We start from the raw sequence: 24,941 nt of genomic DNA, 5'->3' as shown, positions 1-24,941 counted from the left end.
CTGAAAAAATAAGGATTGATATGCGTATCTCTTTGATAAGCGCAGCGGTTTGCTGCGCCCTTTTTTCGGCTTACGGCGCGAGTGCGGCCCCACTCACTGTCGAGCAACGGCTGGCTCTGTTGGAGGCCCGGCTAAATCATGCGGAGCAGGAGGCGGGAGAAGCTAAACGCCGGGCGCAGCAGGCGGAGCTGCGCACCAGCGCCGCGGAACAGCGCGCGGCGGCAGCGGAAAAGCAGGTGCAGGCGCTCAGTCAGCGCACCGCAGCGACCGAGCAAAAGCAGCAGGACACCGACAAACAGTTGGCGAAAAGCAGCCTCAGCGATGGCTTCGAGTTCAACGCCTACGCCCGCTCCGGAATGTTAGTCAACAGCCACGGCAAAGGCGCCCGCGGCGGGCCAGGTATCTCCCCGGCCAGTTCGCTCAACGGCGATGCCCACGTCGGCCGTCTCGGCAACGAAAAAGATAATTACGCTGAGCTGAGCTTTGGCAAAAAGCTTACCTTCAACGATGGCTCATGGGCGCGCTTTAAGACCATGCTCGCCGACGGGGCCACCAACCCGGATCCGTGGGTTCAGGATAACGACAGCCACCATCTGAACATTCGTCAGCTGTACGTCGAGATGGGCGACTTCGCCGAGTTCACCGGGCCGTTAAAACGCGCCTCGATCTGGGCTGGCAAGCGCTTCGATCGGGATAACTTCGATATCCACTTTACCGATAGCGACATCATGTTCCTCGGTGGCACCGGCGGCGGGATCAATGATGTCGACTGGGGAAGCGGCCTGCGCGGCGATTATTCGGTGTATGCGCGTAACTTCGGCGACCTTGGCAGCGATAATTACGCGGATAATGACATCCAGAATCTGCTGTTCACCGCCAACCATTTTTACGGCAACTGGCAGCTGATGACCACGGTGATGACCGCCCAGGGCAACGATGACCTGAAAGATAATACCTCGACCACCGGGAGCTATGCCCTGCGCAGCGATAACACCGCCAAAAACGGCTACTACGCGATGCTGGCCCTCCACGACAAACAGCAGTTCTACGGCCTGGCGCCGGGGGTGTCGGAAAGCGCCCTGCAGTACGGCGTCGGGCTGGGCGCCGAAGCGCGTCAGCCGGGGAGCGATGGCGACCTGACCGAGAACGCGGCCTCCCTGCGCTTTGCGTCGTACGGGATCCTGCCGCTGGGGAAAAACTGGCAGCTGGCGCCGTCGGTGATCGCCCAGCACAGCGAAGACCGCTATCGCGACGGCGACCGCTACGACTGGGCGACGTTTAACCTGCGGGTATCGCAAGGGATCTCCGCTCACTTCGCCCTGCTGTATGAGGCCTCGTGGCAGTATATGGATCTCAATCCGAACGGGCGCAGCTATCGCTATAATGACAACGTTTATCAGTATCAGGCGGTGCGCGGTGATTTCTACAAGCTGACCTTCGCCCCCACCTTTAAAGTGGGTGATGTGCTGGACATCAAGGCGCGGCCGGAAATCCGCTTCTTTGCCACCTGGATGAACTGGGATAAAGACCTGGATCGTTATGCGATCAACGATGATTTCGGCAGCAAAGGCTTTACCGCTGGCGGGACATGGAACTTCGGCGTGCAGACGGAGATTTGGTTCTGACCGAGCGTCACTGGCGGGCATCATGCCCGCCAGTGGCAATTACATGCTATAACCCGGCTTCTTAATCAACTGCGCCATCTGCGGGGCGATCTCACTATCCCACACCGCCTGCCACGCGTCCGGCTCAACCTGGGTGAGCGCGACGCTGACCGCGCTCTCTTTGCTGTTCAGATGACGGATCAGCACCTCGGTAATGTCGGCGGCCAGTGCGGTTTTTTGTTCCTCAGTCAGTTCACGGGGAAAACATTTAATATCTACATGCGGCATAGCAAAGACTCCTTGTGGTCAGAGCCATAACGCTACCACACAATGGCCGTTATGGTTGGCATCGCGTGCGTTAAATCAGCTTGTTACGGCGCAGCGTCGCGGCCAGCTCCGGTCGCTGGTAGACCGCCCGGGCGACGGCGGCGAATTTTGGCGCGTGGTCGTCAAACCACGCCAGCCGCGGCCCCCAGCTGTACATCGCCGCGATATAGCAGTCCAGGAGGGTAATCGACGCGCCCTGCGCCCACGGCCCGGCGGCCAGTTGCTGTTCGAACCAGAGATAGAGATTGTTCCGGTACTGGCGACAATTCTCCACCAGCTGCTCCGCCGCGGCGGGCGCCCAGCGTTCCGGATAGTCGGCATAGGTAAAGGTAGGATAGACATTAGCCACCAGCCAGACCAGCAGGCGCTGAAACTGCTGACGCTGCGGCGTCCCCGGCGCGGGGGCCAGGTCGGGACGCTGGTCGAGGATCATCAGCGCGATGGCGGCGGTTTCGGTCATGATGTTGCCGTCGGCCAGCCTCAGGGTGGGCACCTGACACAGCGGGTTAATCTGCCGCAGGCGCTCGCGCGCCGGGCCGGGCTGGTCAAAGCCCTCAACGTCAACCACCTCGTAGGGAATATCGGCCAGGGAGAGCATCAGCTCGCTAATCGTCGAGCCCCATCCCGGCACGCCATAAACGGTAATCATGGTCTGCCTCCAGGATAAAGCCTAAGTGTAGGCAGAAAATTACCGCTCACCCAACCGGCACACCATGGCCCGGGTGGTTAGTAGGTGATCCCCGGCGGGTTGACCACCGACTGCGCCACCGCCTCGCCCTGCTCTCCCCAGCGCGCCAGCACCTGCTGATATTCACCGCGGGCAATCGCCCCGTCGAGGGCTGCCTGCAGGGCAAAGACCAGGCCGTTGCCTTTTTTGGTGGTTGTCGCCACCCACGCTTTTTTCGGCCCCAGGCCTACCACCCGGGTCTGGCCATTAAGGGCCGCTTTATAGGCGGCCACCGACTGCGGGCCGAAAAAGATATCCGCCCGCCCGGACTGGATATAGAGGTTGCCGGAGGCATCATCGGTCAGGTAGACCGGCTGGGCCGGCGGCCGCCCGGCGGCCCGGTTGTCCTCATTCCAGCCCAGCAGGATCCGCTCCTGGTTGGTGCCAGACCCGACGATCACTTTGCGCCCGGCGAGGTCTGCGGGTCCGTTTACCGCGGCGATGTCGCTGGTGGATTTCACCGAGAAGGCCAGGGAGTCCACCCGGTAGGTGGCGAAATCGAACTTCTCTTTGCGCTTCTCGGTTACCGCGATATTGATCAGCGCCACATCGTAGCGGCCGGCGGCGATGCCCAGCGGCCAGTCCTCCCACGCGGTGGGCACCAGCCTGAGCTTCAGGCCAAGGCTCCCGGCCAGCAGGCGGGCTATATCCGGGTCGCTGCCGATCCGCGTGCGGTTGTCGCTGGCAAGCAGCGCCAGCGGCGGAGAATTGAGCGCCGAGATCGCCACCGTCAGCGTCCCCGGTTCCACGAAGCGATAGCCCGGTGGAATTTTCGCGATCGCCTGCGGGTCGCGGGTGACCGGCAATGGCTGCTCATTGGCGCGCAGATCCAGCGCCGCGTGAGCGTCCAGCGCCAGGGCGCTGAATACAAGGGTCGCTATCGCTCTGTTCATGACGGCAGCACCCTGGATAAAAACTGCCGGGTACGCGGATGCTGCGGATGGTTGAGCACCTCGTCGCTGCTGCCCTGCTCGACGATCCTGCCGTCGACCATAAACACCACCTGATCGGCCACCTCGCGGGCAAAGCCAACCTCGTGGGTGACCACCACCAGAGTGGTGCCAGAGCGCGCCAGCTTCTTGATGACATCCAGCACCTCGCCCACCAGCTCCGGATCCAGCGCCGAGGTGGGCTCATCAAACAGGATCACCCGCGGGTCCAGCGCCAGCGCCCGGGCAATAGCGATACGCTGCTGCTGGCCGCCGGAGAGATGCCGCGACCAGGCATCTGCTTTATTGCGCAGTCCAACCACGTCCAGCAGCTCCCAGGCACGGGCAATGGCCTCTTTGCGCGTGGCCTGCTTGTGGGCGATCGGCGCCTCTATCAGGTTCTCCAGCACCGTCAGGTGCGGAAACAGGTTAAAGTTCTGAAACACGTAGCCGACGTTGATCCGCTGGCGGAGGATCTCCTTCTCTTTCATCTCATACAGCTTGTCGCCTTTGCGGCGATAGCCGATATAGTCGCCATCAATCTGAATAAACCCTTCATCAACGCGCTCGAGGTGATTAATGGTGCGCAGCAGCGTGGACTTGCCCGAACCGGAAGGGCCGAGGATCACCGTCACCGTGCCCGGAGGTATCTCCAAGGACACATCGTCCAGCGCTTTGTGGCGGCCATAGTATTTGCTGACGCCGGTGATAGAGATATGGCCATTACGAGAGCTGGGCATGGACGGCCTCCTGGGGCTGTGGTTGACGTGCGGGTTGATTCAGACGGCTGCTGCGGGCGCTGTTCACCGCCGAGCGGCGCTCGCTGCGCGCCAGGCCACGTTCCACCAGGTACTGAATGGCGGAGAGAACGCTGGTGATCGCCAGATACCAGGCGGCGCCGACCATCAACAGCGGGATCACCTCCTGGGTACGGTTGTAGATCATCTGGATGGTGTAGAACAGCTCCGGCATCGCCAGGACATACACCATCGCCGTTCCTTTCGCCAGACTGATGATCTCATTGAAGCCGGATGGCAGAATGGTGCGCAGCGCCTGCGGCAAAATAATGCGCAGCGTGCGTCGCCAGGCGGGCAGCCCCAGCGCGGCAGCGGCCTCATACTGCCCATGGTCAACGCCGAGGAAGCCGCCGCGAATAATCTCCGCGGTATAGGCGCTCTGCACCAGGGTCAGGCCCACCACCGCCGTGGAGAATTGCCCCAGCACGTTTATCGTCTGGTAGCTGGCCCAGGTGACGCCGGTAAACGGGATCCCCAGCGACAGGGTGTCGTAAAGATAGGAGAAGTTGTAGAGAATGATCAGCACTACAATCAGCGGCAGCGAGCGAAACAGCCAGATATAGCTCCAGGCGAGGCTGCTGAGCAGCCAGGATGAGGACAAGCGGGCCAGCGCCAGCAGGCCGCCGAAGATCACGCTCAGCACCGTGCCGAGCAGGGTCAGAAGCAGGGTTTGTCCCAGCCCTTCGAGGATCACCGGGTCAAAGAACCAGCGGGCGAAGACGCCCCACTCCCAGCGCGGGTTGAAGGCCACCGACTGGATCACTACCGCCAGCACCAGCAGGGCCACCAGGGCTCCCACCACCCGCAGCGGATAGCGCGCCGGCACCACTTTTATCGTTTCAGATGTATGCATAATGCCTCCTCAGGCGCTGTGGCTAAAGGCGCTCACCGCCAGCGCTTTAGTGAACCGCAGCCGGCCATCGTAAGGCGGCTGACTGTACTCTTCCGGGTCTCGCGCGAGGTCAAACTGCGCCTCATACCCCTGGCTGAGATAGAGCTTTACCGCCTCCGGCTGGCGGAAGCCGGTGGTCAGGTAGATATGGCTGTACCCGGCCAGCACCGCCCGCCGCTCCAGCTCCTGAACTACTTTCGCCGCCAGCCCCTGCTGGCGCAGACGGCGGTGCGTCCAGATACGTTTGATCTCTGCGGTGTGGCGATCCTTAGGTTTATAAGCGCCGGTGGCGATAATTTCGCCCTCACGCTCAAGGACGATAAACAGCCCCTGCGGCGGCAAATACCACTCGCTCAACTCCACTTCCGCATCGCGGGAAAAATAGTCGCCGTAGCGGGCGGCGTATTCAGCAAACAGCCCGCTAATAATCGGCTGCAGCTCCGGGGCGTCCGGAGAAATATCGCGGAATGCTTCGCTCATCGCGCCTCCTGTCAGTCGCCCAGCCCGGGCGGGTTGATTTCCGATTGCGGTATGCTTTCCACCCCTTCTCCCCAGCGGTTAAGCACTTTGGCGTAGTCCCCGCTGGCGATAGCGCCGTTCAGCGCCGCCTGGACGGCATTCACCAGCCCGCTGTCTTTTTTCAGCGTTACCGCGATATGCGCCGCTTTCGGCCAGCCGCCATCGACGCTGCCCACCAGTTTGGTTTTGCCGGTCAGCGCCGCCTTCCATGCGCCAATTACGTTAGGGCCGAAAAAGGCGTCGGCTCGTCCGGTTTGCAGAGCCAGCGTCTGGGCGGCATCATCCTTGGTGTAAACCGGGGTAAACGGTTTTAGCCCTTTTTTGACGTTCTCCGCGTTCCACGCCAGCAGGATCGCCTCCTGGTTGGTACCGGAGCCAACGATAATCTTCAGCCCGGCGATGTCTTCCGCCTTGTCAATCTTGCTCAGCGGACTGGTGCTTTTGACGTAGAAGCCCAGCGAGTCTTTGCGGTAGGTGGCGAAATCGAACTTCTCTTTTCGCTCTTTGGTGACGGTAATATTGCTGATCGCGGCATCATATTTGCCGGAGGTGACTCCCAGCGGCCAGTCTTCCCAGGAGGTGGGAACTACGTTCACCTCCAGCCCGAGACTCTCAGCCACCAGCCGGGCGATATCCGCCTCGCTGCCGAGCAGGGTTTTGTTGTCATCGGCGAAAACCGTCAGCGGCGGTGAGTTCAGGGCCGCCACCGCGACGGTGAATTTCCCCGGCACCGCCAGATGCAGGTCTTTCGGCAACAGGGCAATGGCCTTCGGGTTTTTCGCTGTGTGAATCGGCGTTTTGTTGGCCTCCAGGCTTACCCCGGTGCCATTGATCTTGACGTCCTGTGCCCACGACGAGGCGCTAAATGCCAACGCGACGGCCAGCAAGAGTGTTGTTTTCTGCATAGCGTGATTCTCTTTTCTTATTTTTGGAATTGATTAGCGGGTAGCGCCAGGCCCAGACTTTCCCGCAGGGTGGTGCCCGGATAGTCGCGACGGAACAGACCGCGCGCCTGTAACAGAGGCACCACCTCGTCAACAAAACGCGGGAAGGTTTCCGGCGTGCCGCCCTGAATGATGAAACCGTCCGCCGCGCGCTGTTCGAACCACAGCTGCAGGCCATCGGCGACATCGCTGGCGGTGCCGGTAAAGCGCGGACGTGGGCTCGCGGCCTCCAGGGCCACCTGGCGCAGGGTTAATCCCCGCTCGCGGGCGTGACGTTTAATCTCGTCGGTGGTGCTGCGGAAGCTGTTTTGTCCCAGGTCGCCAATATCCGGGAACGGTTCATCAAGCGGGTACTGCGAAAAATCATGGTGCTCGAAATAGCGCCCAAGATAGTTCAGCGCATCCTCGATGGAGACCAGCGCCGCGGTGGCCTGGTACTGGCGCTCCGCGTCCTCGGCGTCATCTCCGACAATGACGCTGACGCCCTGGAAAATATGCAGTTGATCCGGGGTGCGCTGCCATGCCGCCAGCTGGCTTTTCACGTCCTGGTAAAATGCCTGCGCCTCGGCCAGCGATTCCTGATGGGTAAAAATGGCATCGGCGTGGCGTGCGGCTAATTTCTTGCCGTCGTCCGACGCGCCGGCCTGGAAAATAATCGGCCGTCCCTGTGGCGTGCGGGCAATATTTAGCGGCCCGGCCACTTTAAAGAAATCGCCATGGTGATCGAGCGTATGCAGTTTATTTTTATCAAAGAACTGGCCAGTCTCCTTATTGCGCACAAAGGCGTCCTCTTCCCATGAATCCCATAAGCCTTTCACCACCTGCAGATATTCATCGGCAATGCGATAGCGCAGCGCATGATCCGGATGCTGGGCCCGGGAGAAGTTTTTCGCCGACCCTTCCAGCGGCGAAGTGACCACGTTCCAGCCCGCCCGCCCCTGGCTTAAATGGTCAAGGCTGGCGAACTGTCGGGCGGAGGTAAACGGCTCGCTGTACGAAGTGGATAAGGTCCCCACCAGCCCCAGCCGCCGGGTAACCGCGGCCAGCGCGGAAAGCACCGTTAAGGGCTCGAAGCGATTTAAAAAATGGGGAATCGATTTTTCATTAATATATAAACCGTCGGCGACAAAAATAAAATCCAGCTTACCCGCTTCCGCTTTTAACGCCGTCTCTGTAACAAAATCAAAATTAATACTGGCGTCGGCCTGGGCCGCCGGATGACGCCATGCGGACATATTTCCCGATGCACCATGTAATATGGTTCCCAGACGCAATTGTCGATTTTCAGACATAGCTACCCCTTCCCCTGCCATCCGTTAAATGTGTTGTAACGCTTCTTCCGCGAGCCGGGCGAAATAATGCGCCGCGGGCGCAATCAGCCGTTCATCCGGATTAAATGCCGGATGGTGCAGACCATATTCGCTGGCGCTGCCGATGCTGACGAACGCCCCGGGAATATGCTGAAGATAGACCGCAAAATCTTCGCCACCGAGATGCAGATCGGCGTGATGGGTGCGGTACCCGGCCTGGGCCGCCACGTCGCTGGCGAAGTCGGCCCAGCGGGCGTCATTGACCAGCGCCGTCGGGCCGGCATACCAGAAGACGTCAATCTGTGCGCCAAAGGCGCTGGCGAAACCGGCCGCGATCTCGCTGACCCGGGCCTTGACCCGCTGCTGCACTTCACTGCTGTGGGTGCGCAGCGTCCCCTCCAGTTCGACGCTCTCCGGCAGCACGTTCCAGGTATTGCCTCCCTGGACCCGCGTCACGCTGAGCACCACTGAGTCGAGGGTGTTCACTTCCCGGCTGGCCACGCTCTGCAGCACCGTCACCAGCTGGCTGGCCAGCAGGATCGCATCCTTTCCTTCATGTGGGCGGGCGGCATGCGCCCCCTTCCCGGTCACTTTGAAGACGAAGCGATCGACGTTGGCGTAGAACGCGCCGCCGCGGGTGGCAAATTCGCCCACCGGCAGGCCGGGCTCATTGTGCATACCAAAGATCGCCGACACGTCCTCCAGCGCCCCGGCGCGGATCAGGGTTTTCGCGCCGCCAAAATTTTCCTCCGCCGGCTGAAACAGGATCCGTACCCGCCCCGGGAGTTCCGCTTCCCGCTCCTTCAGCAGCAGCGCCGCCCCCAGCATCACGCTGGTGTGAATATCATGGCCGCAGGCATGCATCACCCCTTCATTTTGTGAGCGGTAAGGCAGACCGGTCGCCTCCTCGATGGGCAACGCGTCGATGTCCGCCCGCAGGGCAATCACCTTGTCGCCGCTGCCGACTTCGGCGACCAGCCCGGTTTTCAGATCGAAGGGCAGCAGAGTCAGCCCGCCGCTCTGCAGCCAGTCGCGGATCCGCGCGGTGGTGGCTACTTCCTGTAGGGAGAGCTCCGGGTTCTGGTGCAGCTCGCGCCGCCAGCTAATCAGTTGTTGTTCAAAGGACATTCAGCACCTCCTTGCCGTAGTGAGCCTGCGCCAGCAGGCGCAGGGAGTGCAGGCGCGCTGGCCCGTCGCTAATGGGGGTATCAATGATGAGTTCATCCAGCCGATCTTCCGCCTGCAGCGCGTCCAGCCGGGCTTTCACCTGTTCGGGGGTACCGGAGATCAGTGAAGATTCGCGGCGGGCGATACGGGTGGGACGGCTGCCGGCCTGGCGGGCAAAGGCGACGGCCTGCGCCTCACTGCCGACGGTTACCCGCTGGCCGTTCTCCAGCTCAACGCCCCACGCCTCGACCTGCTGCGCCAGCGCAGCGGCGGTGGCCGGGTCGTCAGCCACCACCACCTGCACGGCGACGATCGCCTCACGCGGGCTGAGCTCGCGCCAGCGGTTGATCACCGTGCGGCGCAGCGCGCTGTCGCCATTGAGATGGGCCGCAAACACGAAGTTCCAGTCAAGACGGGCGGCCAGTTCAGCGCTCTCCAGGCTGGCGCCGAGCAGAAATCCGTCGGCCCGGCGCGGCGGGATCGGCGTGGCGCGCAGGCTCTCTTCCCCTCCGGGCTCAGTCAGCGACAGCCAGTTATCGAGCTGCGCCAGCTGGTCGGCGAAGGTGCCTTTCTCCTCCTGATGCAGGCCCTGCTGCAGAGCGCGGGTGGAGAGCGGCAGGCCGCCAGGCGCCTTGCCGACCCCGAGATCGATGCGGCCCGGCGCGAGGGCCGCCAGCAGGTTAAAGTTTTCTGCGACCTTATAGGGGCTATAGTGCTGGAGCATGACGCCGCCAGACCCGAGGCGGATCCGCCGGGTGTGGCCTAGTAGCCAGGCGATAACCAGCTCCGGCGAGGGGCTCGCCAGCTGATCGGTATTGTGGTGTTCGGCGACCCAGAAGCGGTGATAGCCCCAGGCTTCGGCGTGTTGCGCCAGCGTTAATGTACGCGCCAGCGCCTGCGCGGCGGTTTCCCCGGCGGCAAGCGGACTTTTATCCAGGATACTGATTCGATAAGACATTTCGCAGGCTCATATGAAAGTACGTGCCTGCATTATTAAAATCTCTGCTAACTATTGAGAAACAATTAATTCACATGTGTACTGCTGAAAATTAGATATGCCCGCCTGACCGCTGCGCTTCCAGCTCGCGGAGCAGCGCCTCGGCCTGCCGCGGACTGCGCAGCCGGACGAAGCGAATATGCCGATATTGCGGATCCTGCATATCGGCCAGATAGCGTCGACGATTCTGCCGCCAGGTCTTCAGCGTCCAGAGGATGATGGATTCCCGGCTGCAGAACGAACGGCGGAAACTCTCGCGGTTGCCGGTGCCCGGCCATAGCTCCTGTTGTCGCCACGCCCGGCTCGCGGCCCGCCACACCGCCTGGCGCAGCGTGCGCCAGAGGCCATAATCCAGCCAGATCACCAGATCCACCTCGCGCCATTTGACCCCGCGGCTGCGATTGTAGTTGCCATCCAGCACCCAGCCCGGCGAGGCCGTAGCGGCGGCAATGGCGGCGAAAAACGCCTCATCCGGCGTGCCCTGCCAGTTCGGCCGCCAGTACAGGCGATCGAGCTCGATCCAGGGTAGTCCCAGCCGGTGCGCCAGGCGACGAGCCAGGGTGGATTTACCTGAGCCGCTGGTGCCGACCACGTTGATGTTCATCTCTGTTTCTCCCTGGTAGCCATTCCCGTTGTTCGCCGCCTTTGCCCGGATGAGAAAAGGCAATGTGTAACAGCCGCTGACGACAGCAAGCGCAATGAAAAAAGTGGTGAGATTCCCCGGCAACCACGGTCAGCCACGCACACGCGGTGTCGCCAGGCTTTTCCAGCCGGCAAAAGCCGACCAGACAGTCAATTTAACCCTGCATATCAAAGCCGGACTGCTGAAAATCCCGGAAGACATCGGGGTTGTTAAAAGGCGGGAACGTGGCCTTCCTGGCAGCAGCGGCTAACTCGTCACAATAGGCTTTGTTACCGTTGCTGGTCGAGACATGTAAAACCGTGCCATCCTGCGCAAAGGCTAAATGCAACCTGCATTTCTTACCCTGCCAGCGCTCGGGGGTATCCATCTGGGCTAGTATCGCGGCCCTGATGGCCCGCGCCTGGGCGCCCCACTCATCCCGATCGTCCCAGCGGCCAGAGCCACAGCTTCCCGTCGCGGTCGTTTTATGACAGCCGGAGGGCTGTAACGGTGCGCAGCCCGCGCCCAAGGCAGAGATAAGGGTTAATAAACACAATTTCTTCAACATACCGGCTTTCCTGCCCGTAACGAATTGGAAAGGTTGCCATTATGCGCTACTCGCAGGCGAGGCACCAGAGAGCGGAGCCAGGCTCTGACGGGGCGAGAAGATGACTTCAACCCGCAGGCCGGCTGGTGATCGGCTCGATGTGCGGGCTTCCTCGTTATGCTGAAGACCTCGCCACTTACGATCCTGTCAAGCATCATCTCCTGAAAGAGGGGCAGCCCTGGCGTACGCTTAAACCCCTCCCGGCTTTACTGAATGAGATACAGCAGGCGCAGTTTAGCGTCCTTACCACCAACGTTAAGCACAATGCCTGGTGGGATCATGCCACCATCGTTTGTTCGGCAAACGGGCCGTCGGCTGATCCTCAGGAGAGTTAATTTCAGGCTGACCGCGCCATCTGTTATGCAGCGCCAGTGAAGATGGCGCTGCCGCCAACAAAGCAGTCTTTATCCAGCGTCAGGCTGGCGATTTTATGCACCGGGCCACGCATACGGACCTGAAAATCCGCGCCGAAGGTGATGCACAGCTGGCCGCCAGGCATGTTGACATCCACCCGATCGTCCACCTTCCCTAACCGGCGCATGGCGCTGGCCGCCGCGCAGCTGCTGCTCCCGGAGGCCATCGTAAACCCGGCGCCCCGCTCCCAGATACCAATCTTCAGCGTATGGCGATCGACAATTTCCACGAACTGCACATTGCAGCGTTTGGGGAATAAGGGATGATGTTCAATTTGCGGTCCTAAACGATGAACCTGTTCCAGGTCGAGCTTATCCACGAGGACAACGCAGTGGGGATTGCCCATGGAGACCAGCACGACGGACAGGGTTTCATCCGCCAGCGTCAACGGATAATTCACCGCCTCGGGCAAATTCACTAAGGCGGGTAACGCCGCCGGATTGAAATTCGCCCGCCCCATATCCACGCTAATCTGATGAAAATCACTCTCCACGGTGCAATAGACATCTCCGCCCGCCGTGTGCACTAAAAAAGGCTCATGGCCGACGCGACCGATATCAAACAGATAGCGCGCATAGATCCGTAGCCCATTACCGCTTTTCTCCGCCTCGGAGCCGTCCGGATTGATAATACGCAGCGTGGGATGGGTTTGATCGCCGCTGTCGATCAGCAGACCATCGGAACCAACGCCATAGTGGCGATGGCACAGAATTCGAATATGCTCGTTGCTCAGCTGGTCGGCAACGGCGCGATGGCATACCAGGTAATCATTACCCAGTCCGTGATATTTATGAAAGTGTAAGGGGGTCATTGTGTGGGGTCGCCTGGCGCTATGGGTCTGATCTTGCATCTTACAATACCTGCGCCGCCAGAATGAATTAAACACTAAGGCTTAACCGCTCTGTTCATTCTGCTCTTCGGCAGGCAGGCGTCATGCTTCTCCCGTCTGCGCATCCCCGCCGTGACTGACGCTGAAGCCATTTATGCTGGAATATCCGGATATTAACATCAAAAGCACTGATGATAATGGCCAAACGGTGGTCGTCGATGACCGGTTAAACGCTGGGCTGCGACTCGGCGAACAGCTGGCTATCGCCTGTGACCAACGAATGCGCCAGCAGGCGAACTGGCCCCACGCCGTCCCCGGACAGCCTCGCTATTACCCCAGTCGACGCCAACATACCAGCGCTTTCATTCTGTTGCGGGAAACTCTGCGACGCTGATCTCATTGATAAATCTGTCAAATGCTATCGGTAAATGTTTTAGGTGCGTAACTATTAGGTTACGTGTAGGATTCAGCGCCATGTCTGAGCTTATCTCCTACGTCAGAATGATGAGAAAGCCAGCATAATGTGCCAGCCGTCCTCCACACCGGCTGCAAACATGGGCATTGACAGGAAACTGATACATCAATGAATACGAAACACGACACTGCAGCGGAGCACCATGCTGCAAAACGCCACTGGCTCAACTCACACGAAGCGGGTTATCACAAAGCGATGGGCAACCGTCAGGTACAGATGATTGCCATCGGCGGCGCCATCGGTACCGGTTTGTTCCTCGGCGCCGGGGCACGTTTACAAATGGCAGGGCCAGCGCTCGCACTGGTCTATCTGGTCTGCGGCATCTTCTCTTTCTTTATTCTTCGCGCGCTCGGCGAACTGGTTCTCCACCGCCCCTCGAGCGGCAGCTTCGTCTCTTATGCCAGGGAATTCCTCGGCGAAAAAGCCGCCTACGTGGCCGGCTGGATGTACTTCGTTAACTGGGCAATGACCGGGATCGTCGATATCACCGCCGTGGCGCTGTATATGCACTATTGGGGCGCCTTTGGCGATGTGCCGCAGTGGGTCTTCGCCCTTGGCGCGCTAGCCATCGTTGGCACCATGAACATGATCGGCGTGAAGTGGTTCGCCGAGATGGAGTTCTGGTTCGCACTGGTCAAAGTACTGGCGATCGTCGCGTTTCTCGTGGTCGGTACCATTTTCCTCGGCTCCGGTAAGCCGCTGGACGGTAATGCCACAGGCTTCCACCTGATCACCGATAACGGCGGCTTCTTCCCGCACGGCCTCCTGCCGGCGCTGGTGCTGGTGCAGGGCGTGGTCTTCGCCTTCGCCTCCATTGAGCTGGTGGGCACCGCGGCCGGTGAGTGTAAAGATCCGGAGAGGATGGTGCCGAAGGCCATCAACAGCGTGATCTGGCGTATCGGCCTGTTCTACGTTGGGTCGGTGGTGCTGCTGGTGCTGCTGCTGCCGTGGAACGCCTACCAGGCGGGACAGAGCCCGTTTGTTACCTTCTTCTCAAAACTGGGCGTGCCGTACATCGGCAGCGTGATGAACATCGTGGTATTAACCGCCGCCCTCTCCAGCCTTAACTCCGGCCTCTACAGCACCGGACGTATTCTGCGCTCCATGTCGATGGGGGGCTCCGCGCCGAAGTTCATGTCGAAGATGAGCCGTCACCACGTCCCTTACGCCGGGATCCTGGCGACGCTGGCGGTGTACGTGGTCGGGGTGTTCCTCAACTATCTGGTGCCGTCGCAGGTGTTTGAGATCGTCCTCAACGTCGCTTCGCTGGGGATCATTGCTTCCTGGGGCTTTATCGTGGTGTGTCAGATGCGTCTGCGCAAAGCGATTAAGGAAGGGAAAGCGGCTCAGGTGAGCTTCAGAATGCCGGGGGCGCCGTTCACCTCGTGGCTGACGCTGCTGTTCCTGTTTAGCGTGCTGGTGCTGATGGCCTTCGATTATCCGAACGGCACCTATACCATTGGCTCCATCCCGTTGCTGGCGGTGCTGTTGGTGGCGGGCTGGTTTGGCGTACGTAAACGCGTGCATGCGATTCACAGCACAGCGCCGACGCTCAAGCAGTAAATGGCAGGACTCCCGGTTTGTCCATCGCGGGCAAACCGGGAGGTCAGGACTTAGTTATCCTCAACCAACTGCGACACGTCGCTGCTGTTAATTTCCCGCTTATTACCAGACTCATCGATATAGCTGGTCATCCCCGTTTCTTTATCCAGCTGCGGCTTGCCGTGAGTCACGATCGTCTGACCGCTTTTGGTGGTCATAACGTAGTTGGACGAACAGCCTGCCAGCAAGGCCAGCATCGCGCCGGCGCAAATCACCATAAATGGCTTTTTCATTTTATCTCCACTGATTACCACTGCCCGCGCGAGGCGGGAAAGGGATAAGTGTATAACCATCTGGTTTATCAGGCCAATACGCGTTTGTAACAGAGGGTGAGATGCCGGGCGCGACCACCGGTGGCAGTGGTCGTCGCGCCCGGGGACCTTACAGCGCGATGCGGATCACATCGTCCGGGGCGGTGGCCTCTTTCTCACGGCTGGAAGCTTGTTTCACGCTGACGTACAGCGTTTTGCCGTCATCAGAGAGCGCCAGGCTGTTGGGATGGGTCGGCGTTTTAAAGGTCTTCACCACCTTATAACTCTTGCCGTCGATAACGCTCACCTCCCCCGCTTTACGATGCGTCACATAGGCTTCGTTGCGGGTGGGGTTGAACAGCACCGCCAGCGATTCCGGCGCGGCGATTTTCTCCAGCACCTTGCCGTCGCGGGTATCGACCACCAGCACTTCCGGCTGCTTGCTGTCGGTAATAAAGGCGCGGTGGCCGGCGGTATCTAGGCTCAGGTTAAGGTAGAAATGCGCTTTGCCGTCATCCAGCAATTTTTTGCGCGACACAATGGTGTTGTTCTCGCTGTTAATGGTCAGCAGTTCGCCGTCGGCGTTGGTGGTATAAAGGCGTTTTGCCTGCGGATCGATCGCCAGGCCTGTGGCCATCGCCCCGGTGTTGGTAATGGTCGTTTTCAGCTTCAGGGTAGCGCCGTCCACCACCCAAATCACGCTCTCTTTGCCCAGACCGGTAATGTAGACGGTGTTGGTTTGCTCATTGACCGCCAGCTCGCGCGGCTGCAGCGGGCGCACGGTTTCACTGCGCTGACGCTCGTCCAGCACCAGTCGCCCCTTCACGGCGCCGGTTTTGGCGTCAATGGCGGTGACGGTGCTGTCAACGGTATTGCCAAACCACAGCGTACCGGTGGCATGGTTGATAGCGGCGCCGAACGGCTTCAGATCGTTGTGAATAATCTGCGTCACGTCGAGGGTGGTGGGGTCAAGACGATACACAATCCCGCCCTTGTCCAGCGAACGACTCTGCGAAGTGGCAACCCATAGCGCGTTCTCCTGCTGGCTGTAGGCCATTTCGTAGGCCCCTTTCCCGACGGCCTTGCGCAGCATCTCTTCCGCGGCGTGGGCGCTAAAGCTGCCTGCCAGCAGCAGAGAAGTGAATAACAGTGAATGGCGCAGACGCGGCGCGGCAAACTGACGTAATGACATGACGACTCCCTTTGATAAACCTGTATGTGCTGACCCGACATCGCTTCCGGCGGCAAAGTCATGGCTCTACCTTGTTTTGAATGAGAATAGTAATCATTATTCTTATTAAAGTGGAGCGCTAATTGTTGTTGTTCGGTAAATTCGTCAGCCTTGAGCACTATCCGTTAACCAACGGCAGTTAATAATTTTCAAATATTTTACAAACGGGGTAACATATATACATATGTTCCATTTGGTTCGTCTCCCGAGTACTATCGATGAAAATCCTATCCGTGCGACATGCGGCATTGCCGGCCCTGCTGCTGCCGCTCATCGCCGCCGCCCAGGCCGCCGATGAACAAACTATGGTGGTGACCGCTGCGCCAACCACCGTTTCTGAACTGGATACCCCCGCCGCCGTCAGCGTGGTCAATGGGGATGAGATGCGCCAGGCCGCGCCGCGCGTCAACCTTTCTGAATCGCTAGGCGCCGTGCCGGGCCTGCAGGTGCAGAACCGGCAAAACTATGCCCAGGATCTGCAACTGTCGATTCGCGGCTTTGGCTCCCGCTCCACCTACGGCGTGCGCGGGCTGCGCATCTATGTGGACGGCATTCCGGCGACCATGCCCGACGGCCAGGGGCAGACGTCCAATATCGATATCGGCAGCGTCGACACCATTGAGGTGCTGCGCGGCCCCTTCTCTGCCCTCTACGGTAACTCGTCCGGCGGGGTGATCAACGTCACCAGCCAGACCGGCACCCAGCCACCCACCGTCGAAGCCAGCAGCTACTATGGCAGCTTTGGCACCTGGCACTATGGAATGAAAGCCACCGGCGCCGTTGGCGACGGCAGCCACGCGGGCGATGTGGATTACACGGTGTCGACTAACCGCTTCACCACCCACGGCTATCGCGATCACAGCGGCGCGCGCAAAAATCTGGCCAACGCCCGGCTGGGGGTGCGTATCAACGACGTCAGTAAGCTGACTCTGCTGCTGAATAGCGTCGATATTAAAGCCAATGACGCCGGCGGCTTAACCGCCGATGAATGGCGCGATAACCCGCGCCAGTCGCCGCGCGGCGACCAGTATAATACCCGCAAAAATACCCAGCAGACCCAGGCAGGTCTGCGCTATGAGCGCCAGCTGAGCGCCCAGGACGATCTCAGCGTCATGATGTACGCCGGGGAACGCGAAACCACCCAGTACCAGTCGATCCCGCGCGCGCCGCAGCTGAAGCCGAGCCACGCCGGCGGGGTGATTGACCTCACCCGCCACTACCAGGGGATCGATACCCGGCTGACCCATCGCGGGGAGCTGCTGGTGCCGGTCACCCTGACCGCCGGTCTTGACTACGAGAACATGAGCGAGCGCCGCAAAGGCTATGAAAACTTTGTGATGGTCAACGGCGCGCCGCAGTATGGCGAACAGGGCGCGCTGCGTCGTAACGAACGCAACCTGATGTGGAACGTCGACCCTTACCTGCAGACCCAGTGGCAGCTCACCGACAAACTTTCGCTCGATGCCGGGGTGCGCTACAGCTCGGTATGGTTCGATTCGAATGACTACTACATCACGCCGGGCAATGGCGATGACAGCGGCGATGCCAGCTATCACAAATGGCTGCCCGCAGGCTCGCTGAAGTATGCCCTGACCGACGCGTGGAACGTCTACCTCTCCGCCGGCCGCGGCTTCGAGACGCCGACCATCAACGAACTGTCATACCGCTCCGATAACCAGAGCGGCCTTAATTTCGGCCTGAAGCCCTCCACCAACGACACGGTGGAGATCGGCAGCAAGACGCGGATCGGCAATGGGCTGCTCACCGCCGCCCTGTTCCAGACTGATACCGATAATGAGATCGTGGTCGACAGCAGCAGCGGCGGGCGCACCAGCTATAAAAACGCCGGCAAGACCCGTCGTCAGGGCATGGAGCTGGGACTGGATCAGCAGTTTGGCGAGAGCTGGCGCCTGAAGGCGGCCTGGACCTGGCTGGACGCGACCTATCGCACCAACGTCTGCGGCGACGCCAGCTGCAACGGCAACCGTATTCCGGGGATCGCGCGCAATATGGGTTACGCCTCCTTCGGCTATCAGCCGGAGCAGGGCTGGTACGCCGGGAGCGATATTCGCTACATGAGCGACATCATGGCGAACGACGAAAACACCGCCAAAGCCCCTTCCTGGACGGTGGTCGGCCTGACGACCGGCTATAAGTGGAGCTATGGCAGGATGGATATGGATCTGTTCGGCCGGGTCGACAACCTGTTCGACCGCGAATACGTCGGGTCCGTCATCGTTAACGAGTCCAACGGACGCTACTACGAGCCCGCGCCGGGACGCAACTATGGTATCGGGCTGAACCTCGCCTGGCGCTTCGAATAATGCTCGCCTTCGCCCGCGGACCAGCGGGCGAAGGCGTTACCCTCAGGCGCTGGCGCCCGGGGCGCTGATTAAAGCAGGTTTCTCAGGGACAATTCGAAAATGATCTTTTCCGCCTGGCAGGAGAAGGCGATGGACAGATCGAGTTTCACCTCGTCGCCGGCGGCGGCGAGCGTGTAGTCAACCTGCGGTGGTTCACTGGCCGGCGCCGCCGCGGCGGCACGCTCGCGAACGGCGGCTACGGTTGACTCCGCTTCCTCGCGGCTCGGGAATAACTTCTCAGCCCGGTAGACGCAGTCCTCGTTATCAATGATTGTCCCGACATCAATGGCGCAGCCTTTGGTGCTGCATTTATCTACTACATCTTTCATCGTCATAACCTCTTGAGTTTTCTTAAGGATAAGAATCCGCTCGCCGAAAAGCAAACCATTAATATCCGTAAGGATTAGCGATTTTTATTCTATCGCGCCGCGCCGGACGCTAGCTTGCGCCATCGCAAGGCGAGGCATGATGATGCAGGACCGCCGCGACTCACCGCGCGATTGCCCCTGCAACCGTGCTAGCCATCACACTATTCTGCACACTTTCTCGTCTGCCTCGCGCCGCAGCGTTAGTCTGGTCACAGAACAACGCCAACAAGGAGCTGCTATGGCACTGCCGATAATGATTGATTGCGATCCGGGACATGATGACGCGATCGCCCTGGTCCTCGCCCTCGCCTCGCCGGAGCTGGAGGTGAAAGCCGTCACCGCCTCCGCAGGCAACCAGACCCCGGAGAAGACTCTGCGCAACGTGCTGCGTATGCTGACCTTGCTGAACCGCGCGGATATTCCGGTCGCCGGCGGCGCGTGGAAGCCATTGATGCGCGATCTGATCATCGCCGATAACGTGCACGGGGAAAGCGGACTGGATGGACCGAACCTGCCGGAGCCGGCCTTTTCCCCGCAGAACTGCACCGCCGTCGAGCTGATGGCCAGAGTGCTGCGGGAAAGCCGGGAGCCGGTGACGCTGGTGGCCACCGGGCCGCAGACTAACGTGGCGTTGCTGCTCGCCAGCCATCCGGAGCTGCACGTGAAGATCGCCCGCATCGTGATCATGGGAGGCGCCATGGGGCTGGGCAACTGGCAGCCGGCGGCGGAGTTTAATATCTACGTTGATCCGCAGGCGGCGGAGATGGTCTTTCAGTCGGGGATCCCGGTGGTAATGGCGGGCCTGGATGTCACCCACCGGGCGCAGATCCTTCCTGCGGATATTGAGCGATTCCGCAAGATTGGCAATCCGGTATCCACTATCGTCGCCGAACTGCTCGACTTCTTTATGGCCTACCATAAGGATGAAAAGTGGGGCTTCGACGGCGCGCCGCTGCACGACCCCTGCACCATCGCCTGGCTCCTCAAGCCGGAGCTCTTTACCACCATCGAGCGCTGGGTCGGCGTGGAAACGGAAGGAAAATATACCCAGGGGATGACGGTGGTCGATTACTACCATCTGACCGGCAATCCGCCCAATACCACCCTGCTGCTGGATGTGGACCGCGAAGCCTTTGTCGATCTGCTCGCCCAGCGGTTAGCCTTTTACGCCTGATATTCATGCAGCGCCTCTCTTCCCGGCCGGGAGAGAGGCGCATTCAGGCTAAACCCGGCGTATTAGTCGTCCGCCGACACGCGGATCACCACCTTACCAAAGTTTTCGCCTTTCAACAGGCCGATCAGCGCCTGCGGCGCCTGCTCCAGACCGTCAATCAGCTGTTCGCGATATTTAATTTTCCCCTCCTGCACCCAGCGCCCCATCTGCTGCTGGAATTCCGCGATCCGATGCCCGTAATCCTGGCCGATAATAAAGCCCTGCATCCGGATGCGTTTCTTGAGGATGGTCGCCATCAGCAACGGCAGACGATCCGGCCCATCCGGCAGACCGGTGGCGTTATAGCCGCTCACCAGCCCGCAGACCGGAACCCGGGCCGCGGTATTCAGCAGCGGCAGCACCGCGTCAAACACCTTGCCGCCGACGTTTTCGTAGTAGACGTCAATGCCCTGCGGGCAGGCCTGGGCCAGCTCTTCGGCAAAGTCCGCTGCGCGATGGTCAAGGCAGACATCAAAGCCTAAGGTGTCAACCGCATAGCGACACTTCTCCGCGCCGCCGGCGATGCCGACGGTACGGCAGCCCTTAATGTTGCCGATCTGTCCGACCGTGGCGCCCACCGGCCCGGTGGCCGCAGCGACCACCAGCGTGTCACCCGCCTTCGGCTGGCCAATGTCCAGCAACCCCATGTAGGCGGTGAAGCCCGGCATCCCCAGAACCCCCAGCGACCAGGACGGGTGCTGCGGGTTGTCCCCCAGCTTCACCAGTCCGCTGCCGTCGGAAAGCTCATAATCCTGCCAGCCGCTGTAGCCCAGCACCCAGTCGCCTGGTTGAAAATCATCATGCTGCGAGGTCACGACGCGACTCACGGTCCCGCCCACCATCACCGCGCCGATGGCCACCGGCGGTGAATAGGACGGCGCGTCGCTCATCCGCCCGCGCATATAGGGATCCAGCGATAAATAAACGGTACGCAGCAGAACCTGGCCCGGCCCTGGCGTCGGTACCTCGCTCTCTTCCAGGCGGAAATGCTCTGCCGTCGGTTCACCATGGGGACGGGAAGCCAGTACCCAGCGGCGATGGCGTTGCGTTTGTTCTGTCATAGCAAACTCCTCTTGTTAGCAGACTGTACTGAGGCTAGCTGCTTTATGCGCAATGCGCTTTAACATTAAGAGCCGGATGGCGATTGATTAAGGCGCACCACCAGATAGACGCAGGTCTCTGCGGACTCATTGATAAAGCGGCAGTCGTTCGGCGGGCCGAGCTCCAGACAGTCCCCTGTCTGCATCTCGTGGCGGGTATTCCCTTCCATGAACACCAGTTCGCCCTGCTGCAGCCAGATCAGCTGGCGGGCCAGCGCGTAGGACGAGGCCGGCATCGGCACATCGCTGCCGGGCGGCAGCTCGATCTGCACCATGTCAATGGGCAGATCGCTGCGCGGCGAGACGTGGCGACGGAGATAGTGGCTTTGCGGGTCGTGCCACACCGGCTGGCTGGCAAAGCGCAGCAGCTTGCCTTCCTGCATTTCCGCCCGGGCGATCAGCGTTGACATACTGATCCCGAAGGCGCCGGAAAGGCGGCCCAGCATTGAGGCCGTCGGGCTGCTTTCACCGCGCTCGATCTTATGGATCATCGCCCGCGAAGCGCCAGCCCGTTCGGCGAGGTCGTTCAGCGACCAGCCGCGGGATTCGCGCTCGATGCGGATGCGCGCGCTAATGCGCTGATTGAGGTTGTCTTCTATAGTATTCATAACGTAACACTATAGTGTGCGCGCCCGCATTACACAATCGCCCGTTGGGCCGCGCCCCCCCTGGCCCATCAGCAATATTTCGCTGAAAATGGATGACAGCGTGACGTTCATTATTGTAATAATAACGTACTACTATAGTGTACGAGAACTGAGGTTTGCTATGTCCATCCGCCCTGCCATTAAAGACGATTGCGCGGCGATCGCCGAGATCTATAACCACGCCGTCGTGCATACCGCCGCTATCTGGAATGATAAAACCGTGGATACCGACAACCGCATCGCGTGGTTTGAAGCCCGCCAGCTGGCCGGCTTTCCGGTGCTGGTGAGCGAGGAAAACGGCGTCATCACCGGCTATTCCTCTTTTGGCGACTGGCGCGCGTTTGACGGCTTTCGCCACACCGTGGAGCATTCGGTGTACGTTCACCCCGACCATCAGGGGAAAGGCCTGGGCCGCAAACTGCTGGTTGCGCTGATCGCCGAAGCGCGGCGGCTGAATAAACATGTGATGGTCGCCGGGATCGAGTCGCAGAACCACGCCTCGCTGCACCTGCATGAAACGCTGGGCTTTATCACCACCGGGCAGATGCCGCAGGTGGGAACCAAATTTGGCCGCTGGCTGGATCTCACCTTTATGCAGCTGCAGCTGGATGCGCGCCAGGAACCGGACGGTAAGGCATGAATGCGTCGCTCACCCTCGCCTGTCTGGTGGCCGCCGGCGTAGGCCTGGTACTACAGAACACCCTGATGGTGCGCATCACCCAGTCGGCGTCGACGATCCTCATCGCCATGCTGCTCAATTCGCTGGTGGGTATCGTTATTTTCGTGACCCTGTTGCTCCTGCGCCAGGGCGCCGCTGGCTTTCAGGAGCTGGCCCTGAGCGTGAAGTGGTGGACGCTGATCCCTGGCCTGCTGGGGTCCTTTTTCGTTTTTGCCAGCATCAGCGGCTATCAAAACGTCGGCGCGGCCACTACCATTGCGGTACTGGTGGCCAGCCAGCTGGTCGGCGGGTTGATCATGGATTTAATTCGCGCCCACGGCGTACCGCTGCGGGCGCTGATCGGGCCATTATGCGGCGCGGTGATGCTGGTAGTGGGCGCCTGGCTGGTGGCCAGACGCCAGTTCTGAGCACCTCTTCAGAGGATCGCGCCGCCTTTGGTCAACTGCTCGCGGCGCGCGTCCTGCTCTTCCTGATGCTGTCGGCCATGGTGGGCGATAGCGGTGCGCAGGCGCTGCTGCTGGGTATAGCGCTCCTCACGACTGAGCTGCGCGTCATCGCTCAGGGCGATCAGCAGCTCATTCATATGAGCGATAACCCCCTCGGCAATAGTGTCATCGACTTTGACGATAACCTCATCCAGATGTGCCATCCTGTTCTCCTTTCGCTTAATTCAGCTTCGCTTTGGAAAAATCGCTGCCCATCATGCTCACGCGGTAGCCGCTGACGTTACTGCGGGTGGCATAGAAGGTCTTGCCGGTCGCCAGGTTGATCCACGGCGCCTGCTGGTAGAAGATCTCTTGCGCCTGTTCATAGAGTGTGGCGCGCGCCTGCGGATCGCTCACCAGCAGCGCTTTCTTCACCAGCGCGTCATACGACTTATCGCACCAGCGGGCGGCGTTAGAGCCGGTCTGGATATTATCACAGCTGAGCAGCGTGCCGGCAAAGTTGTCCGGGTCGCCATTGTCCGACATCCAGCCGTACAGCGCGCTATCGTGTTCACCTTTACGCATGCCGGCGAGGTATTCGCCCCACTCATAGCTGACGATCTTCGCTTTCACCCCGACTTTCGCCCAGTCATTTTGGATCATTTCAGCAATGCGTTTTGAGTTCGGGTTGTACGGACGTTGAACCGGCATCGACCACAGGGTCACTTCCGCCCCTTGCTCCAGACCCGCCTGCTTGAGCAGCGCTTTCGCTTTCTGCGGATCGTAGTCGTAGTCCGGGAGGTCTTTTTTATACCCGAGCATGGTGGACGGGATCGGTGACTTCGCCACCGTACCGGAATCGAGGAACACCGCCTTAACGATTGCCTGCTTGTCGGTGGCATAGTTTAACGCCTGGCGCACCAGCACATTATCAAACGGTTTTTTCTCCGTGTTAAACGCCAGGTAGCCGACGTTCAGCGCCTCGACGGCGTGCAGCGCCAGATCTTTATTGCCCTTAATTACCGGGAACTGAACCGGCGAAGGCGCAGGAATAATCTGGCACTCGTTAGTCTGCAGTTTCGCCAGGCGTGTCTCGACGTTTGGCGTGATGGAAAAGATTAAGTGCTTAGTCGGCACCTCGCCTTCCCAGTAGTGGGGATTGGCGATATAGCGGATTTGCGAATCCACTTTATACTGCTGCAGGGCATAGGGTCCGGTACCGACAGGCCAGTTATCAACGTTTTCCGGCGTCCCTTTCTTCAGCATCGCCTCGCCATACTCCGCCGACAGAATAGAGGCGAAGTCCATTCCCCAGTCGGCAAGAAACGCCGCGTTCGGCTCGTTAAGTACGAACTGGACGTGATAGTCATCGACCTTTTTCACCGACTTAATCAGCTTATCGAGGCCCACGTCGTGGAAGTACTCATAGTTCCCCTGCGACACCTTGTGATAAGGATGCTGAGGATCCATCTGGCGCAGCACGGAAAACAGGACGTCGTCGGCGTTAAAATCGCGGGTCGGTTTGAAGAATTTATTGCTGTTGAACTTCACCCCCTGACGCAGCGTGAAGGTCCAGGTCTTGCCATCCTCAGAGACGTGCCACTCGGTGGCCAGCGACGGGATCGGCGTGTTCTTCACCGGGTCAAAAGTGACCAGGCGGTTATACAGCACCTGCGAGCTGGCGACGAACGACGGGCCGGAGCTGGCGATCTGCGGGTTGAAAGACTCCGGGGAGGCCTCTGAGCAATAGACCAGCGTATCATTGCCCGCGGCCCATGCGGCGCTGACCGGCAACAGCGCGCTCAGCAGCAGCGCCAGCGTAGTTTTCCCTGTAGACATGGTTATAAGTCCTGATTATTGATTATAAGAACAGTAATAACAGCACAGCCCCTCGCCACCGGC

General features: G+C 60.1%; 24 protein-coding genes and 3 pseudogenes. 8 read left to right on the top strand and 19 right to left on the bottom strand.

Translation table 11 applies throughout. The annotated features are described in order from the left end of the window. Positions 1–20 precede the first annotated feature (20 nt). Positions 21–1,625, top strand: a complete 1,605-nt coding sequence (locus tag ACLH1I_RS05670; RefSeq protein WP_032456133.1) for a carbohydrate porin — start codon at positions 21–23, stop codon at positions 1,623–1,625. Positions 1,626–1,664: 39 nt separating this feature from the next. Here the strand turns inward: ACLH1I_RS05670 and pptA are convergent, their stop codons facing one another. The 11 genes and pseudogenes from pptA to ACLH1I_RS05615 form a co-directional block, all read right to left on the bottom strand. Then, complete coding sequence (gene pptA, locus ACLH1I_RS05665; RefSeq protein WP_032456134.1) at positions 1,665–1,892, bottom strand: tautomerase PptA; 228 nt, start codon at positions 1,890–1,892, stop codon at positions 1,665–1,667. A gap of 70 nt (positions 1,893–1,962) precedes the next feature. After that, positions 1,963–2,580 carry a glutathione S-transferase family protein gene (locus ACLH1I_RS05660; RefSeq protein WP_198079726.1) on the bottom strand — a complete coding sequence of 206 codons (618 nt, stop codon included), beginning with the start codon at positions 2,578–2,580 and terminating at the stop codon, positions 1,963–1,965. 77 nt (positions 2,581–2,657) lie between these two features. After that, positions 2,658–3,509, bottom strand: a complete 852-nt coding sequence (locus tag ACLH1I_RS05655; protein WP_074440910.1) for a transporter substrate-binding domain-containing protein — start codon at positions 3,507–3,509, stop codon at positions 2,658–2,660. A 38-nt stretch (positions 3,510–3,547) separates the two neighbouring features. After that, on the bottom strand, positions 3,548–4,327 hold the full coding sequence (locus ACLH1I_RS05650; protein ID WP_023318389.1) for an amino acid ABC transporter ATP-binding protein: 780 nt from the start codon (positions 4,325–4,327) through the stop codon (positions 3,548–3,550). Next, complete coding sequence (locus tag ACLH1I_RS05645) at positions 4,311–5,237, bottom strand: amino acid ABC transporter permease (RefSeq protein ID WP_004202730.1); 927 nt, start codon at positions 5,235–5,237, stop codon at positions 4,311–4,313. The genes ACLH1I_RS05650 and ACLH1I_RS05645 overlap by 17 nt, the downstream gene beginning before the upstream one ends. A gap of 9 nt (positions 5,238–5,246) precedes the next feature. After that, positions 5,247–5,756 carry a GNAT family N-acetyltransferase gene (locus ACLH1I_RS05640; protein WP_004202731.1) on the bottom strand — a complete coding sequence of 170 codons (510 nt, stop codon included), beginning with the start codon at positions 5,754–5,756 and terminating at the stop codon, positions 5,247–5,249. An 11-nt stretch (positions 5,757–5,767) separates the two neighbouring features. Next, a pseudogene (locus tag ACLH1I_RS05635) lies at positions 5,768–8,031 on the bottom strand (NtaA/DmoA family FMN-dependent monooxygenase). Positions 8,032–8,055: 24 nt separating this feature from the next. Then, positions 8,056–9,177: a M20 peptidase aminoacylase family protein gene (locus tag ACLH1I_RS05630; protein WP_080846777.1), complete on the bottom strand. Its 1,122-nt coding sequence runs from the start codon at positions 9,175–9,177 to the stop codon at positions 8,056–8,058. Beyond that, positions 9,167–10,174: an MsnO8 family LLM class oxidoreductase gene (locus ACLH1I_RS05625; protein WP_151385259.1), complete on the bottom strand. Its 1,008-nt coding sequence runs from the start codon at positions 10,172–10,174 to the stop codon at positions 9,167–9,169. Before ACLH1I_RS05625 ends, ACLH1I_RS05630 begins: the two co-directional genes overlap by 11 nt. Positions 10,175–10,265: 91 nt before the next feature. Continuing rightward, the gene (locus ACLH1I_RS05620; RefSeq protein WP_043519654.1) at positions 10,266–10,817 is read right to left on the bottom strand and encodes a shikimate kinase; all 552 of its coding nucleotides are present in this window, start codon (positions 10,815–10,817) and stop codon (positions 10,266–10,268) included. A 193-nt stretch (positions 10,818–11,010) separates the two neighbouring features. Next, positions 11,011–11,403: a cell envelope integrity protein TolA gene (locus ACLH1I_RS05615; RefSeq protein WP_004202738.1), complete on the bottom strand. Its 393-nt coding sequence runs from the start codon at positions 11,401–11,403 to the stop codon at positions 11,011–11,013. A 104-nt stretch (positions 11,404–11,507) separates the two neighbouring features. On the opposite strand from ACLH1I_RS05615, the pseudogene ACLH1I_RS05610 reads away from it, so the two are divergent. Beyond that, positions 11,508–11,777 (top strand): annotated as a pseudogene (locus ACLH1I_RS05610) (class I SAM-dependent methyltransferase); the annotation flags it as partial. A 23-nt stretch (positions 11,778–11,800) separates the two neighbouring features. Here the strand turns inward: ACLH1I_RS05610 and dapF are convergent. Continuing rightward, complete coding sequence (dapF, locus tag ACLH1I_RS05605) at positions 11,801–12,667, bottom strand: diaminopimelate epimerase (RefSeq protein ID WP_151628645.1); 867 nt, start codon at positions 12,665–12,667, stop codon at positions 11,801–11,803. A gap of 160 nt (positions 12,668–12,827) precedes the next feature. On the opposite strand from dapF, the pseudogene ACLH1I_RS05600 reads away from it, so the two are divergent. Together ACLH1I_RS05600 and ansP are read left to right on the top strand one after the other, a co-directional pair. Beyond that, positions 12,828–13,079 (top strand): annotated as a pseudogene (locus ACLH1I_RS05600) (hypothetical protein); the annotation flags it as partial. Between the two features lie 189 nt (positions 13,080–13,268). After that, positions 13,269–14,723: an L-asparagine permease gene (ansP, locus tag ACLH1I_RS05595; protein ID WP_004202744.1), complete on the top strand. Its 1,455-nt coding sequence runs from the start codon at positions 13,269–13,271 to the stop codon at positions 14,721–14,723. A gap of 50 nt (positions 14,724–14,773) precedes the next feature. Here the strand turns inward: ansP and ACLH1I_RS05590 are convergent, their stop codons facing one another. Together ACLH1I_RS05590 and ACLH1I_RS05585 are read right to left on the bottom strand one after the other, a co-directional pair. Further along, on the bottom strand, positions 14,774–14,995 hold the full coding sequence (locus ACLH1I_RS05590; protein WP_002906779.1) for a YgdI/YgdR family lipoprotein: 222 nt from the start codon (positions 14,993–14,995) through the stop codon (positions 14,774–14,776). 148 nt (positions 14,996–15,143) lie between these two features. Beyond that, the gene (locus ACLH1I_RS05585) at positions 15,144–16,205 is read right to left on the bottom strand and encodes a YncE family protein (RefSeq protein ID WP_127113504.1); all 1,062 of its coding nucleotides are present in this window, start codon (positions 16,203–16,205) and stop codon (positions 15,144–15,146) included. A 257-nt stretch (positions 16,206–16,462) separates the two neighbouring features. Here ACLH1I_RS05585 and pqqU point away from each other — a divergent pair, with 257 nt between their 5' ends. Continuing rightward, positions 16,463–18,568, top strand: a complete 2,106-nt coding sequence (gene pqqU, locus ACLH1I_RS05580; protein ID WP_198079724.1) for a TonB-dependent receptor PqqU — start codon at positions 16,463–16,465, stop codon at positions 18,566–18,568. Positions 18,569–18,636: 68 nt separating this feature from the next. Here pqqU and ACLH1I_RS05575 read toward each other — a convergent pair whose 3' ends face one another. Beyond that, on the bottom strand, positions 18,637–18,936 hold the full coding sequence (locus tag ACLH1I_RS05575; RefSeq protein WP_020481014.1) for a DUF406 domain-containing protein: 300 nt from the start codon (positions 18,934–18,936) through the stop codon (positions 18,637–18,639). Positions 18,937–19,213: 277 nt separating this feature from the next. Between ACLH1I_RS05575 and rihA the strand changes: the two genes are divergently transcribed. Continuing rightward, a complete protein-coding gene (rihA, locus tag ACLH1I_RS05570; RefSeq protein ID WP_048324425.1) occupies positions 19,214–20,149 on the top strand; it encodes a pyrimidine-specific ribonucleoside hydrolase RihA in 936 nt (311 codons plus the stop codon). 62 nt (positions 20,150–20,211) lie between these two features. Here the strand turns inward: rihA and ACLH1I_RS05565 are convergent, their stop codons facing one another. Together ACLH1I_RS05565 and ACLH1I_RS05560 are read right to left on the bottom strand one after the other, a co-directional pair. Then, positions 20,212–21,249 carry an NADP-dependent oxidoreductase gene (locus ACLH1I_RS05565; protein WP_080935657.1) on the bottom strand — a complete coding sequence of 346 codons (1,038 nt, stop codon included), beginning with the start codon at positions 21,247–21,249 and terminating at the stop codon, positions 20,212–20,214. Between the two features lie 65 nt (positions 21,250–21,314). After that, positions 21,315–21,896: a helix-turn-helix domain-containing protein gene (locus tag ACLH1I_RS05560; protein ID WP_004202756.1), complete on the bottom strand. Its 582-nt coding sequence runs from the start codon at positions 21,894–21,896 to the stop codon at positions 21,315–21,317. Positions 21,897–22,056: 160 nt separating this feature from the next. Between ACLH1I_RS05560 and ACLH1I_RS05555 the strand changes: the two genes are divergently transcribed. Further along, positions 22,057–22,575, top strand: a complete 519-nt coding sequence (locus ACLH1I_RS05555) for a GNAT family N-acetyltransferase (protein ID WP_004202758.1) — start codon at positions 22,057–22,059, stop codon at positions 22,573–22,575. Further along, positions 22,572–23,021, top strand: coding sequence for a DMT family transporter (locus tag ACLH1I_RS05550; protein WP_004202763.1), 450 nt, complete (start codon positions 22,572–22,574; stop codon positions 23,019–23,021). The genes ACLH1I_RS05555 and ACLH1I_RS05550 overlap by 4 nt, the downstream gene beginning before the upstream one ends. Before the next feature lie 8 nt (positions 23,022–23,029). Here the strand turns inward: ACLH1I_RS05550 and ACLH1I_RS05545 are convergent, their stop codons facing one another. Beyond that, on the bottom strand, positions 23,030–23,263 hold the full coding sequence (locus ACLH1I_RS05545; RefSeq protein WP_004202765.1) for a YdcY family protein: 234 nt from the start codon (positions 23,261–23,263) through the stop codon (positions 23,030–23,032). 16 nt (positions 23,264–23,279) lie between these two features. After that, positions 23,280–24,878 (bottom strand): ABC transporter substrate-binding protein, encoded by a 1,599-nt coding sequence (locus ACLH1I_RS05540; protein WP_198079722.1) that lies wholly within the window; start codon positions 24,876–24,878, stop codon positions 23,280–23,282. Positions 24,879–24,941: the final 63 nt, after the last annotated feature.

The sequence above is a fragment of the Klebsiella sp. 1SOBk10mer genome, from assembly GCF_046602535.1.
In the GTDB taxonomy this organism is placed as follows: Bacteria; Pseudomonadota; Gammaproteobacteria; order Enterobacterales; family Enterobacteriaceae; genus Klebsiella; species Klebsiella quasipneumoniae.
This window is presented reverse-complemented; position numbering and strand designations above follow the sequence as displayed.

Bases quoted from the DNA above. Each gene is read 5' to 3' on its own strand.
- ACLH1I_RS05670 (WP_032456133.1), top strand. From the start codon at position 21: ATGCGTATCTCTTTGATAAGCGCAGCGGTTTGCTGCGCCCTTTTTTCG.
- pptA (WP_032456134.1), bottom strand. From the start codon at position 1,892: ATGCCGCATGTAGATATTAAATGTTTTCCCCGTGAACTGACTGAGGAA.
- ACLH1I_RS05660 (WP_198079726.1), bottom strand. From the start codon at position 2,580: ATGATTACCGTTTATGGCGTGCCGGGATGGGGCTCGACGATTAGCGAG.
- ACLH1I_RS05650 (WP_023318389.1), bottom strand. From the start codon at position 4,327: ATGCCCAGCTCTCGTAATGGCCATATCTCTATCACCGGCGTCAGCAAA.
- ACLH1I_RS05645 (WP_004202730.1), bottom strand. From the start codon at position 5,237: ATGCATACATCTGAAACGATAAAAGTGGTGCCGGCGCGCTATCCGCTG.
- ACLH1I_RS05640 (WP_004202731.1), bottom strand. From the start codon at position 5,756: ATGAGCGAAGCATTCCGCGATATTTCTCCGGACGCCCCGGAGCTGCAG.
- ACLH1I_RS05630 (WP_080846777.1), bottom strand. From the start codon at position 9,177: ATGTCCTTTGAACAACAACTGATTAGCTGGCGGCGCGAGCTGCACCAG.
- ACLH1I_RS05625 (WP_151385259.1), bottom strand. From the start codon at position 10,174: ATGTCTTATCGAATCAGTATCCTGGATAAAAGTCCGCTTGCCGCCGGG.
- ACLH1I_RS05620 (WP_043519654.1), bottom strand. From the start codon at position 10,817: ATGAACATCAACGTGGTCGGCACCAGCGGCTCAGGTAAATCCACCCTG.
- ACLH1I_RS05615 (WP_004202738.1), bottom strand. From the start codon at position 11,403: ATGTTGAAGAAATTGTGTTTATTAACCCTTATCTCTGCCTTGGGCGCG.
- dapF (WP_151628645.1), bottom strand. From the start codon at position 12,667: ATGACCCCCTTACACTTTCATAAATATCACGGACTGGGTAATGATTAC.
- ansP (WP_004202744.1), top strand. From the start codon at position 13,269: ATGAATACGAAACACGACACTGCAGCGGAGCACCATGCTGCAAAACGC.
- ACLH1I_RS05590 (WP_002906779.1), bottom strand. From the start codon at position 14,995: ATGAAAAAGCCATTTATGGTGATTTGCGCCGGCGCGATGCTGGCCTTG.
- ACLH1I_RS05585 (WP_127113504.1), bottom strand. From the start codon at position 16,205: ATGTCATTACGTCAGTTTGCCGCGCCGCGTCTGCGCCATTCACTGTTA.
- pqqU (WP_198079724.1), top strand. From the start codon at position 16,463: ATGAAAATCCTATCCGTGCGACATGCGGCATTGCCGGCCCTGCTGCTG.
- ACLH1I_RS05575 (WP_020481014.1), bottom strand. From the start codon at position 18,936: ATGAAAGATGTAGTAGATAAATGCAGCACCAAAGGCTGCGCCATTGAT.
- rihA (WP_048324425.1), top strand. From the start codon at position 19,214: ATGGCACTGCCGATAATGATTGATTGCGATCCGGGACATGATGACGCG.
- ACLH1I_RS05565 (WP_080935657.1), bottom strand. From the start codon at position 21,249: ATGACAGAACAAACGCAACGCCATCGCCGCTGGGTACTGGCTTCCCGT.
- ACLH1I_RS05560 (WP_004202756.1), bottom strand. From the start codon at position 21,896: ATGAATACTATAGAAGACAACCTCAATCAGCGCATTAGCGCGCGCATC.
- ACLH1I_RS05555 (WP_004202758.1), top strand. From the start codon at position 22,057: ATGTCCATCCGCCCTGCCATTAAAGACGATTGCGCGGCGATCGCCGAG.
- ACLH1I_RS05550 (WP_004202763.1), top strand. From the start codon at position 22,572: ATGAATGCGTCGCTCACCCTCGCCTGTCTGGTGGCCGCCGGCGTAGGC.
- ACLH1I_RS05545 (WP_004202765.1), bottom strand. From the start codon at position 23,263: ATGGCACATCTGGATGAGGTTATCGTCAAAGTCGATGACACTATTGCC.
- ACLH1I_RS05540 (WP_198079722.1), bottom strand. From the start codon at position 24,878: ATGTCTACAGGGAAAACTACGCTGGCGCTGCTGCTGAGCGCGCTGTTG.